Below are 12,268 nucleotides of genomic sequence, written 5' to 3'. Positions count from 1 at the left end.
AGATCTGCCACGAGATCTTCGGCGACGCCAATGCCGAGCCGATCGTCCTGATCATGGGTCTCGGCGCCCAGATGATCCATTGGGACGACGACTTTTGCCGGCAGGTCGCCGGGCGCGGCTTCCGGGTAATCCGCTTTGACAACCGCGACATCGGCAAGTCCAGCAAGATGAGCGGCGGCAAGCGGCTGAGCCTGATCGAGCTCTTGAAACTGCGCTTCCTGCGGATTCCGGTTGCCGCGCCCTACAGACTGCGCGACATGGCGCAGGACACCGTCGCGCTGATGGACCATCTGCGCATCCGCTCCGCCCACATCGTCGGCGCCTCCATGGGCGGCATGATCGCGCAGGAAATCGCGATTACTTTCCCGGAGCGGGTGCGTTCGCTCACTTCGATCATGTCGACCACCGGCAATCCCAAAATCCCGCCGCCGACGCGCGAGGCCGCCGCCGTGCTCATGGCGCCGCCGCCGGCGAGCAAGGAAGAGTATTTCGCCCGCTACGCCCAGACCTGGAAGATCCTGCGCGCCGGCTCCTTCCCCGAGGAGGAAGCCCTCGACCCCACGCGCGCCGCGCGGACCTGGGATCGCGGGCTCAACCCGCCCGGCGTCGGCCGGCAACTGCGCGCCGTTCTCGCCTCCGGCAGCCGCAAGGAACGCCTGCGCGCGGTGAAGGCGCCGACGCTGGTCATCCACGGCACGGTCGATCCTCTGGTGCGCCCCGAAGGCGGCAAGGACACCGCCGCCTCGATCCCCGGCGCGAAGCTCGTGATGATCGACGGCATGGGCCATGCGCTGCCGATGCGGTTCTGGCCGCAGATCATCGGCGCGATCGCCGAGCATGCCGAGGGCGCGGCGGCGAAGGCGGCGTGATTGGAATCGTAGGGTGGGCAAAGCCCACCTCTCTTGCACTGGTGTAACTGAAGGTGGGCACGGCGCTGACGCGCCTTTGCCCACCCTACGATTTGACGGCTACCCACCCGCCCAGACGTCGAGCACGTACCGGTTCTTGGTGCCCATCTCGTCGATCCATTTCGAGGCCGCCTCGGCATTGCCACCGGTCCTCTCGCTGTAGATCGACATCAGCGTCGCCTTGACGTCGGGCTCCATCTTGCTGCCGTCGCCGCAGACGAAGATGACGGCGCCCTGCTCAATCAGGCTCCAGACCCTGTCCTTCTGTTGCGCGATGAGGTTCTGCACATAGGTCTTCGGCCCGTCGCCGCGCGAAAACGCGGTGTGGAGCTCGCTGACGCCCTCAGTGGCAAAGCCCTTCAGCTCGTCGGCATAGAGGAAGTCCTGCGCAGGGTGGCGGCAGCCGAAGAACAGCATGGCGGGGCCAAGCCTGGCGCCGTCGACTTTGCGCGCCGCACGCTCCTGCAGGAAGCCGCGGAACGGCGCGAGGCCCGTGCCGGGGCCGATCATGACGATCGGCACCGACGGATCGTCCGGCAGGCGGAAGCCGGCCTTGGTCTCGCGCACGGTGGCCTGAATGGTGTCGCCGACCCGGCGGCCGGACAGGAAGTTCGAGCAGACGCCCCTGTAGATACCGCGTCCGGAGCTGGCGGGCGCCTGCACCACGCCGACGGTGACGCTGCAGCGCTGCGGATCGCCCGAGGGCGACGACGAGATCGAGTAGTAGCGCGGCGCGAGCAGCGACAGCATCTCCAGATAGGCATGGAACGGCAGCTCGCAGGCCGGATACTCCTCCAGCAGGTCGAACACCGACTTGCGCTTCGCCAGTACGTCGCTGCGATAGAGCTCGGCCGAAGCGTCGTCGTCGCCGATATAGGCGAGCAGCTTCGGCTTGGTCACCGGGCAACGCGTGTGCTCCGACATGATCTGGATCTGCTTGCGCGTCGCGACCTGCTGCAGCTCGACGAACTCGGTGAGCAGCCGGCCGACCGAGACCACCTCGCCGACCGGCAGTTGCGCGCGGCGGCCTTCGCCCGCCTGCAGCCGGATCTGGTCCGCCGGCAGGAAGCCGAAGCGACGTGCCACGGAATCGACCAGTGCCGGGTCGTTACGCGGCACCACGGACAGGTGGTCGCCGACCCGGTAGGTCAGGCTCGCCGGCAGCTGCACCTCGATATGCCGGGTCGAACGCTCTGAAGGAGCGGCGCCCGACTTGTTCTGCAGTTCGTCGTTGACCAGCACCTTCATCGGCGAGACGCCGCCGAGCGCGACGACGGCGTTGACCGCAGTCGGCGCCACGGGCTCGATAGTGTAGAGCGGCTCGTCGTCGGCGCTGCGGGTGAAATTCTCTTCGAGGCCGAACTCCCTGGTTGCGGCCGGCGCCAGCCTGGCGAACCATTTCTCGAACTGGCCGTCGAGATCGCTGCGCGCATCGCCCTCGCCGCGCTCATGGACGCTGCGCCCGCCGTGAGCCTTGAGCTGCTCGTCGATCAGGCGCGGCACGGATTGATAGGTCGCAGCCCAGTCGCTGTTGCCGCAGCCGAACACGGCATAGCGCACCTTGGCGAAGGCATCCTTCGGCAGCTCGCCGCTGCCGAGCCATTTGACGAACTGCGTGGCGTTGTCGGGTGCGGCGCCGTTGTAGGAGGCGCAGAAGATCAGCACGCCGCCTTCGGTCGGCAGCTTGCCGACATGATCGTCGAGCGCTCCGAGCTTCGTCGCAAAGCCGTTGACCTCGGCGAGGTCGGCAACGCGCGTCGCCAGCTCTTCGGCGGTGCCGAGGTTGGAGCCGTAGAGCACCAGCAGCGGCGTGTTGTGGCCCGGCCGCGTGCGTGCCGGCGCCCGCGGCGCGGCGGCCCCGGCAGACGTCGCCGGCTTGGTTCCGGCAAAGGTGCCGCGATCGGTATCGGTTCTCGGGCGCACCTTGATCCTGAAGCCGTCCGGCTTGATGGTCAGCGTTTCCTTCAGATGCATCTGGTAGCGATGCGCGTCGATCAGCTTGAAGCGCTGCAGGATCATGCCGATCGCCAGCGCCGCCTCGTGCATGGCAAAGCCGCGGCCGATGCAGGCGCGCTGGCCGTTGCCGAACGGCTTCCAGGCGTTGACCGGCCGCTTCGCCTCGGCCTCGGGCGAGAAATTCTCGGGATCGAACACGTCGGGGTTCGGACCCCAGACGCTGGGGTCGCGGTGCAGCGCCATGACAAGCACGGTGACGAAGGTGCCCTTTTTCAGCTTGTATTTGCCGCCGATGGTCTCGTCCTTCAGCGGCGCGATACCGTAGGCCGGCGCCGGCGGCCACATTCGCAGCGCGTCCTTCAGGATCTGCGTGATGTAGGTGAGCTGCGTCACCTGCTGATAGGTCGGTTTCGCGTTGATGTCGGGGCCGAGCACGCGATCCACTTCCTCGTAGGCTTTCCTGAGGACCTCCGGGTGTTTCAGCAACGCATAGATCGTGCAGGACAACAGGCCGCTGGTGGTCTCGTGGCCCGCGATCAGGAACGTGTTGATCTGGTAGCGGATGTTGATGTCGTCGAGCTGCGTGCCGGTGGCGCGGTCGACGCCGGTCATCATGGCGCCGAGCATGTCTTTCTTGGCCTCGGTCGCATCCGTGCTCCTGCGGCGCTCGGCGATGATCTCGTCGACCATCTTGTTCATGAAGGCGACGTCGGCGACGAGGTCGCGGCGCCGCTTCTGCATCCACAGATTCTCCAGCGGCAGGCCGCGGGTCATCATGATGGTTTCCAGCGAACGCACCAGCGATTCCACGAAGGGATGGTAATCCCTGCGGTAGAACGAATTGAAGCGGTAGTCGAAGCCACACAGCCCGATGGTGTCGAGCGTCAGCGCGGTCATGTCGTGCACGACCTCGATCTCGTCGTCGGCGTTGAGCCGCTCCCACTTCTTCACCAGCTGCTCGGCGATGTCGACCATGCTCGGGTGGTAGGACTGCATGGCGCGGTTGCCGAACGGCTGCAGCAGGATGTTGTGCGCCTTGCTCCAGTTCGGCTCTGACGTGTCGGCCGTGAACAGGCCGTCGCCGCCGACCGCGCGCACCCGGCGCAGCGCACCGCGCACCGCCTTGTCGAACCGCTTCTCGTCGGAGAGCTCGTCGATCAGATCGTGGCCGGAGACGATGACGAGCGGCGCGCCCATCATGTCGAGCCAATAGATCGGGCCGAATTCCTTGGTGAGCCGCACCAGGTGCTGCACCGGCGCGCTGGAATCCAGCGACAGCATGTTGCCGACCACCGGCTTGGTCGGCGGACGCGGAATCGGGCTCAACTTGTTGGGGGACGCCATCGACGTAAATTCTCCTGCCGCTTATGTCTTGCCGTCATTGCGAGCGAAGCGAAGCAATCCAGCTTTTGCGTTTGTGGCCGTGGATTGCTTCGTCGCTACGCTCCTCGCAATGACGAGTGTCAACCAAACCTTTTCCTACGCCACTCGATCAGCTTGGCGCTGACCTCTTCCGGCTTCTCCTGCTGCGTCCAATGGCCGCTATCTCTGACGAGATACTTCTCGAGGTCCGGGACCAGCCTCTCCATCCCATCGGCCGCCGACGGCGGCAGCACCGCATCGTTCTCCGCCATGATCATCAGCGAGGGCACGCGCACATTATGATCCAGTCCCTCGGCGCGCTGCCAGTTGCGGGAGAAATTGCGATACCAGTTGATGCCACCGGTAAAGCCGGTCCTGGTGAAAGTGTCGACAAACACCTTCTTCTCGTCCGGCGACAGGATCGGCGTGCGCGGATCGTGCGCCGCGTCGTAATTCGCTATCATCTGCGGAAACGCAAGATTGACGCGCGGCGAAGCGCCGACACCGGCCACCAGCTTTTCTTCCGGTGCAGTCGGGGGACGCGGCGCAGGCTTGCGCATGAATGCGTCAAAGGTCTGCTCGACCCGGCTGCCGAAGATCCTGTCAGGCTCGCGCGCGGGATCCTGGAACTGGACGATGTACATCTTGTCGCCGAAGCGCTGGCGGAACAACTCGATCGGATCCATCGGCGCGCGGTCATAATGCGGCGTGTTGACCCCGACCACGCCGGCGACGCGGTCGGGATGGCGCAGCGGCATCTGCCAGACAACGAAACCGCCCCAGTCGTGGCCGACGAAGATCGCCTTGTCGATGTTCAGGTGATCGAGCAGGCCGACGAGATCGCCGGTCAGATGCTCCATGTCGTAGTCCTCGACCGGCTCAGGCCGGTCGCTCGACCCGTAGCCGCGCTGGTCCGGTGCGATCACGCGGATACCGGCCTCGCTCAAGGCCTTGATCTGGTGTCGCCAGGAAAAGGCGAGCTCGGGCCAGCCATGACACAACACCATCGGCGGCTTGTCGGTCCTGGGCCCGGCTTCGTAGTAGCCCATGCGGATTCCGTTCACCTGGGCGAACTGAAGCGGCGGCATTTCAATCATCTGCAGAACCCTACTCGGCCGCGCCCCGGATCTCGGAAGGCGGCGGCGCATACGCCGCCTCGAGCGCATCGAACTCTTCCGGCAGCATGTCGCAGAGAATTTGCACATGCGGAATGATGTTGGCGCCCGCGATGAAGCCGAAATCGAGCTGGTCGCGATAGCTCTGCACGGTGATGTTGAGCGCGATGCCATGCGTCGAGATCGACACCGGGAAGATGTGCAGCAGCTCGGCGCCGGCCGCATACAGCGTCTGCCGCGGCCCGGGCACATTGGAGACGGTGACGTTCGCCGCCGGCGGCAGCACGTCGGACAGGTTGGAGCGGCTGTAGAGCAGCGCGAGGATTTGCGTGACGATCGGCGCGCCGAGCATCGAAAGGTTGGAAACCTGCGGCATCAGCGCGCGGAGCGGATGCGACATCTCCTTCGACTTGGTCGATTGCGCGATGATGGTCTCCAGCCGCGTCTTGGGGTCGTCAACATTGGTGGCGATCGAGCAGATCATGCCGAACACCTGGTTGTTGGCGTCGGCATTGCCCTCCTCGCGCAGCGAGATCGGCACCGCCGCGGTCAGCGACTTGTTCGGCAAACCGCCCTGGCTGATCAGATAGCGCCGCAACACGCCCGAAGACAGCGCCAGCACGACGTCATTGAGCTTGCCGCCGGATGCCTTCGCCAGCGCCTTGGCCCGCGACAGCGAGATCGAGACGCCGGCAAAGCTGCGCTCCGACGAAATCGACTTGTTCAATATCGTCGGCGGCGAGGCCATGCTGGCGAGGCTATCGCGCGACTTGGGATCGGAAATCTTGCCGACCACGTCGGACAGGCTCTTCAGCATCATGGGCACGGAGCTGGCAAACTTCACCGCGGTCTCGATCTGGAACATGGCGTTGTCGAACAGGATCGATCCGAGGTCGCTCTTGCCCGTGCGCGGCAGCTCCAGGCTCTTCGGCGCGGTGGACGGATCGAACGGCTGCGTCCAGAGCGCCTGATAGGAATCGATCAGATTGGCGGCGATGTCGCGCGGCTCCTGCGCCACCTTGCGCGCCGTCGGCGGCTCCACCTCGCGCGGCACCGGCGTGACGTCATAGATCATGCTGGTGAGGGCGGCGCCCGCACCGCCGTCGATGCAGGCATGGTGCATCTTGGAGTAAAGCCCGATCTCGTTGTCCTTCATGCCCTCGAAGACATAGAACTCCCAGAGCGGGCGGGCGCGGTTGAGCAACTTGGCGTGCATCCAGCCGACGATGCGCTCCAGCGTGGCGCGGTCGCGCGGCGCCGGCAGGCTGGCACGGAAGATGTGGCGGTCGATGTCGAACTGGTCGTCCTCGACCCAGGAAGGATGATCGATATCGAGCGGCGCCTTCTCCAGCCGCGCCTTGAGGATCGGCGCGATGTGCAGGCGCGAGGCGATCATCGCCTTGAATTCTTCGAAAAAGTCGCCCTTGTAATCTTCGGGCAGGCGGAAGATCGCCATGCTGCCGACATGCATCGGCATTTCCGGCGTCTCCAGATACAGGAACGACGCGTCCAGCGAAGACAGTTTCTTGGCGTCAGCCATAGGTTTCCTCCCGAAGAGTACGACGCGGCGCCCTGGCGGCGCTTCTTGCGTTCAGACAGTCCCCGTGGGCCGGGGCAATTTGTCAGGATTGTGCATTTTCCGGGGGCGCGTAGGCAATGGCAAACGGCCCCGAACGGTCAAAATGGCGGAATTGTCCCTCGCCCTGCGCCAGGCGGTCGGCCACGGCCCAGAGGGCCGCAGGGTTGACGCCGAGCCCGATATGGCTGGCCAGATGCACCTCGATATTCTCGGCGGTAGCCGATGGCCGCAGCAGGCTGGTGCGCCAGTTGACGATCCCGTCGGTGCGCGAATAGATCGAGGTGGCCGGCACCGGCAGATCGCCGGCAATCGCCTCGCGCAGACCGGGGACGTCGTCCACCCCCTCGCCCGACACCAGTTCGTAGAGCCGCGTCGCGTTGGTGGCGCGAATGTCGTTGGCAAAGGGACTGCCGAGCGTGATGACGCAGCGAACCATGTCGGGCGCTTGCAGCGCGAGGTCGCGGGCGTAGACGCCGCCCAGGCTCCATCCGACGATGCTGACCTTGCGTCCGGCGGACTCATAGATGCCCGTCAGCAATTCGCGCAGCGCTTGCCGCTTGCCGTATACGCCGCCGAGATTGCGTCCCATGTTCCAGGCATGGGCCTCGTAGCCAAGCTCCTTAAGATAGCGCCGCATCGGCGCCATCGAGAGGTCGCTCGCCAGAAAACCCGGCAACGTCAGCACGGGATGTCCGTCCCCGCGCGGCGCCTGCATCAACAGCGGCGACAGCAACAGGCTGGAATTGAATTCGAACAGCGCCCGCGGCTCGGCCAGCATCAGGAGCCAGCTCGGCGGACGAAGCCCATCTGCCGGTTCGTCTGCCCCTGTCACGGCCACTATTTCTTGTCCTTCTTCGGCGAGCCGAGACCGGCCATCGCCACGAACATATCCTGGAAGCGCTCGGCGATTTTCGGATCGAAACTGAACCAGGTCTGGATCAGCGACTCCGGCGAGATCTTGTCGAGATTGGACATCATCTGCTGCTGCATCTTGTCCATCATCGCCGTCTGCATCGGCACGACATCCGGCAGGCCGAAGAACTGGCGCGCCTCGACCGGCGTGCAATCGATCTCGATGTTAACCTTCATGTCCGCTCCTAGCCGAGTCAGCGCCCAAGATAGTGCCCAGGTCAGTGCCCAGGCCAGTATCGCCGCGACAGGCATCGCGACGCAAGCAGCCCGGAAACCGCAGGAGGCGGCCGTCGCCGGATATGGTCAACCGAACCGTTCCACGGCAAAGGGCGCGGGATCGGCGAAAGGGGTTTCCCCGGTCATCATTTCCGCCAGCAGGCGCCCGGTTGCCGGCCCCAGCGTAAAACCATGGTGCTGGTGGCCGAAATCGAACCAAAGCCCGCCATGGCGCGGCGCACGGCCGATCACCGGCAGCATGTCCGGCAGGCACGGCCGCGCGCCCTTCCACGGCTGGGCCTCGACCGGCTCGCCAAGCGGGAACAGCTTGTGCGCCTTGGGCAGCGCCCGTTCGACCTGGCCGAAATTCGGCGGGGCATCGCGGTTGGCGAATTCGACCGGCGTCGTGAGGCGGATGCCCCGGTTCATTGGCGCCAGCACGAACCCCTGGTCGGCATCCAGCACACAGCGGTTGAGCACGGCATTGCCACGCGGCTTGAGGTGCAGATGGTAGCCGCGCTTGACGTTGAGTGGGATGGAATAACCGAGCGGCTTGAACACCTGGTCCGACCACGGCCCCATCGCCACCACGACCTCGCGCGCGGTGACAGAGCCCTCCTCGGTCGACAGATGCCAGCGCGCTCCGGACTGTTCCAGCGTGCGCGCATCGCCGACGACGAAGCGGCCGCCCTTGCGGCCGAACAGCGCGGCATAGGCCTTGGCCAGCCCGCCGGGATCGGGAACGAAGCCGGGCGTCGGCAGAAACACCGCGCCGGCAAAATCGCCGCTGAGATTTGGCTCGAGCGCGGCGATCCCCTTGGCGTCGAGCACGTCGCCGGTGACGCCATATTTCTTGGCCCGCTCGAATTCGCCTGCCGCATGGCCAAGGGTCGCCTGCGAGCGAAACAGTTTCAGCCAGCCGTTCCGCTTCAGCAGATCCGGAACGCCCGCTTCCGCCATCAGCGCTTCATGCTCGATCAGGCTGCGGCGGATCAGCGGCAGCTCGGCCATGGCGCTCTGCAGTGCGCGCTCAGGCGAGGACGCCAGATAATAGCGCAACAACCAGGGCAGGAACTCCGGCAGATCCACCAGCCGGTAATGCACATGCGGGCTCCGGTTCAGGGCGTATTTCAACAGCTGCCCGAACTCCCGCGGGAACATATAGGGAAAGACGGAAGCGCATTCGATCAGCCCGGCATTGCCGTAGCTCGTCTCCTCCCCGGCGGCGCCGTGGCGATCCACCAGCATGACGTCCCGCCCGCGCTGTTGCAGATGCAGGGCAGCACCGACGCCGACCATCCCCGCCCCCAACACAACGACGTCGGCCTTCAGTTCCGGCATGCAACACTCCGAAAGTTCAATGTAGTTCGACCGCGTTTTCGGCCTGAAGTTAGACATTGCGGCAGTGCCGCGCAAACCGGCGGCTTTCGCCCGCGAAACCAGCTTGCGCGCCGCTCAAACTCTGGCAACATGGATCGGTAATCGGCTGCCGGTCGGCGTCAGGTCGGGTCCTCAGGGGAGAACAAAAACAAATGTCGGTACGTCATGCCTTGCGTGCAGTGACCGTCGCTTCCGCCGTCGCTTTTGCGACGATGCCGGCATCGGGTCAGACGCTACGCTACGCCAACCAGGGCGACCTCAAGTCGCTCGATCCCTATACGCTCAACGAATCCACCACCCACGCACATCTCGGCCACGTCTATGAGGGCCTGATCGCACGTGACAAGGATCTGAAGTTGATTCCCGGCCTTGCGGAACGCTGGGAAACGCCGGAGCCGACCCGCTGGCGCTTTCATCTGCGCAAGGGCGTGAAATTCCACAACGGCAATCCCTTTACCGCCGACGATGTCGTGTTCTCGGCCGACCGTGTCCGTGCCACCGGCTCCAACCTGCAGACGCGCCTCGCCAAGGACGCCAAGGTGGTCAAGATCGACGACCATACCGTCGACGTTATCCTGAGTTCGCCAAATCCCATTCTGAATTCGCAATGGGATACCTGGTACATCATGGACAAGGAGTGGGCCGAAGCAAACAACGCAACGGCCCCGACGCCGCAGGCGGCGACCACTCCGAGCTTCGCCTCGCTCAATGCCAACGGCACCGGCCCGTTCACCATCGAAAGCCACCAGCCCGGCGTGAAGACCGTGTTCAAGGCGAACCCGAACTGGTGGCGCAAGCCCGAGCACAATCTGAAGGAAATCGTCTTCACCCCGATCAGTTCCGACGCCACCCGCGTGGCGGCCTTGCTGTCGGGTGAGGTCGACGTCATCGAGCCGGTCCCGCTGCAGGACATCGCGCGCGTCGATGGAAGCCCGAACGCCCAGGTGCTCAAGGGTCCGGAAATCCGGACCATTTTCCTCAGCATGGACCAGGTTCGCGACGAACTGCTTTTTTCCAGCGTCAAGGGCAAGAATCCGTTCAAGGACGTTCGGGTACGCGAAGCCATCTTCAAGGCGGTCGATGTCGAGTTGATCAAGACGCGCGTGATGCGCGGCATGTCGACCCCCTCGGCGCTGATGATCGCACCGCAGCTGTTCAAGCTTTCCGGCGAATTCACCAGGCCGAAGCTCGATCCCGACGGCGCCAAGAAGCTGCTGGCCGACGCCGGCTATCCCGACGGCTTCGAGGTCACGATGGACTGTCCGAATGACCGCTACGTCAATGACGCCGCGATCTGTCAGGCCGTCGTCGGCATGCTTGCCCGCATCGGCATCAAGGTGAACCTGCTGGCGCAGCCGAAGCAGCAGTACTTCGCCAAGGTGCTGAAGGCCGGCGGATACCAGACCTCATTCTACCTGCTGGGCTGGACGCCCGGCACCTCGGACGCCCACAACGTGCTCTACGACATCATGGGCTGCCGCGACGATCCGAAGGTGGCGCGCGGCGAGGCCAACCTCGGCGGATACTGCAGCAAGAAGCTCGACGAGCTTGCCGACAAGATTCTCGTGGAATCGGATACCGCCAAGCGCGACCAGATGATCAAGCAGGCCTTCGAGATTCAGCAGAAGGATTTCGGTTATATCCCGCTGCACCAGCAGGCTCTTGCCTGGGGCGTCTCGAAGAAAGTGAAACTGGTGCAGCGCGCCGACAACCAGGTCCTGCTTTACTGGGCCAGGATCGGGGAGTAGGACAGCTTCAGGATGGGTCCCGGCGGCATCGAGCTTCCGGGACCTTTCGTTTCGGGTCTGAAGCCAGGTCGACGTTCCTGAGGAACGTGAAAGAACAGGATGCTCGCTTTCACTCTTCGCCGCGCCCTGCAAGCCATCGGCGTGATGCTCGCAGTGGGGGTTATCGCCTTCTCGATGTTCCGCTTCGCGGGCGATCCGGTGAACCAGATGGTCGGGATCGATACGCCTGCCGCCGAACGCGAGCAGGTACGCAAGTCGCTCGGTCTCGACGACCCCGTCCTCGTGCAGTTCGCGCGCTATTTCGGCAATGCCGTGCAGTTCAAGTTCGGCATCTCCTATCAGTTCCGCCAGCCAGTCTCGACGCTGCTTGCGGAGCGGATGCCGGCGACTCTAGAGCTGGCGACATGCGCGACCGCCTTCGCCATGCTGTTCGGCATCCTGATGGGTGTCTATACCGCGCTCAAGCGCGACACCTGGCTTGCAAAGGTCTTCCAGGCAGTTTCCCTGATCGGGATATCGCTGCCGACCTTCCTGATCGGCATCCTGCTGATCTATCTGTTTGCGGTGACGCTCGGCTGGCTGCCTTCGTTCGGCCGCGGCGAGGTGGTCAAGCTCGGCTGGTGGAGCACGGGCCTCCTCACCGTATCCGGACTGAAGGCGATCATCATGCCGGCCGTCACGCTCGGCCTGTTCCAGATGACGCTGATCATGCGGCTGGTGCGCGCTGAGATGCTGGAAGTGCTGCGCACCGATTATATCCGGTTTGCCCGCGCCCGTGGCCTCACTACGCGCGCTATCCATTTCGGCCATGCACTGAAGAACACGCTTGTGCCCGTCATCACCGTGGTGGGCTTGCAGTTTGGAACGGTTATTGCATTTTCGATTGTCACCGAGACCGTGTTCCAGTGGCCCGGCATGGGGTTGATGTTCGTGCAGGCCATACAAACCGTGGATATTCCGATCATGGCGGCCTATTTGCTGACGGTGTCGCTGATCTTCGTCACCATCAACCTGGTGGTCGATATCCTCTACACCATCGTCGATCCGCGCCTGCGCTCGACCATCAGCCGCGCGCACTGACCGGGATTGCCG

Annotated in this window: 9 protein-coding genes; 3 read left to right on the top strand and 6 right to left on the bottom strand. The window is 64.4% G+C overall.

Going from position 1 to position 12,268, the window contains the following annotated elements; genetic code table 11:
• The first annotated feature begins 2 nt into the window (after nucleotides 1–2).
• Nucleotides 3–869 (top strand): alpha/beta fold hydrolase, encoded by an 867-nt coding sequence (locus ACT4OC_RS27920; RefSeq protein WP_444842282.1) that lies wholly within the window; start codon nucleotides 3–5, stop codon nucleotides 867–869.
• A gap of 99 nt (nucleotides 870–968) precedes the next feature.
• Here ACT4OC_RS27920 and ACT4OC_RS27915 read toward each other — a convergent pair whose 3' ends face one another.
• The 6 genes from ACT4OC_RS27915 to ACT4OC_RS27890 all read right to left on the bottom strand — a co-directional run bounded on the left by ACT4OC_RS27915 (nucleotide 969) and on the right by ACT4OC_RS27890 (nucleotide 9,389).
• Nucleotides 969–4,208 (bottom strand): bifunctional cytochrome P450/NADPH--P450 reductase, encoded by a 3,240-nt coding sequence (locus ACT4OC_RS27915; RefSeq protein ID WP_444842281.1) that lies wholly within the window; start codon nucleotides 4,206–4,208, stop codon nucleotides 969–971.
• A gap of 119 nt (nucleotides 4,209–4,327) precedes the next feature.
• Nucleotides 4,328–5,323 (bottom strand): alpha/beta fold hydrolase, encoded by a 996-nt coding sequence (locus tag ACT4OC_RS27910; RefSeq protein WP_444842280.1) that lies wholly within the window; start codon nucleotides 5,321–5,323, stop codon nucleotides 4,328–4,330.
• Nucleotides 5,324–5,333: 10 nt separating this feature from the next.
• Complete coding sequence (locus ACT4OC_RS27905; RefSeq protein ID WP_444842279.1) at nucleotides 5,334–6,881, bottom strand: WS/DGAT/MGAT family O-acyltransferase; 1,548 nt, start codon at nucleotides 6,879–6,881, stop codon at nucleotides 5,334–5,336.
• An 82-nt stretch (nucleotides 6,882–6,963) separates the two neighbouring features.
• Nucleotides 6,964–7,698: an alpha/beta hydrolase gene (locus ACT4OC_RS27900; protein WP_444842283.1), complete on the bottom strand. Its 735-nt coding sequence runs from the start codon at nucleotides 7,696–7,698 to the stop codon at nucleotides 6,964–6,966.
• 59 nt (nucleotides 7,699–7,757) lie between these two features.
• Complete coding sequence (locus tag ACT4OC_RS27895) at nucleotides 7,758–8,009, bottom strand: DUF6489 family protein (protein ID WP_444842278.1); 252 nt, start codon at nucleotides 8,007–8,009, stop codon at nucleotides 7,758–7,760.
• A 126-nt stretch (nucleotides 8,010–8,135) separates the two neighbouring features.
• Nucleotides 8,136–9,389: an NAD(P)/FAD-dependent oxidoreductase gene (locus ACT4OC_RS27890; protein WP_444842277.1), complete on the bottom strand. Its 1,254-nt coding sequence runs from the start codon at nucleotides 9,387–9,389 to the stop codon at nucleotides 8,136–8,138.
• 191 nt (nucleotides 9,390–9,580) lie between these two features.
• Between ACT4OC_RS27890 and ACT4OC_RS27885 the strand changes: the two genes are divergently transcribed.
• Nucleotides 9,581–11,176, top strand: coding sequence for an ABC transporter substrate-binding protein (locus tag ACT4OC_RS27885; protein ID WP_444842276.1), 1,596 nt, complete (start codon nucleotides 9,581–9,583; stop codon nucleotides 11,174–11,176).
• 99 nt (nucleotides 11,177–11,275) lie between these two features.
• Nucleotides 11,276–12,256, top strand: a complete 981-nt coding sequence (locus ACT4OC_RS27880; protein WP_444842275.1) for an ABC transporter permease — start codon at nucleotides 11,276–11,278, stop codon at nucleotides 12,254–12,256.
• The last annotated feature ends 12 nt before the right edge of the window (nucleotides 12,257–12,268 follow it).

This window comes from Bradyrhizobium sp. (genome assembly GCF_052389815.1).
Lineage (GTDB): Bacteria > Pseudomonadota > Alphaproteobacteria > Rhizobiales > Xanthobacteraceae > Bradyrhizobium.
Note: the sequence above shows the minus strand (reverse complement) of the source record. Positions and strands in the feature narration are given on the sequence as shown.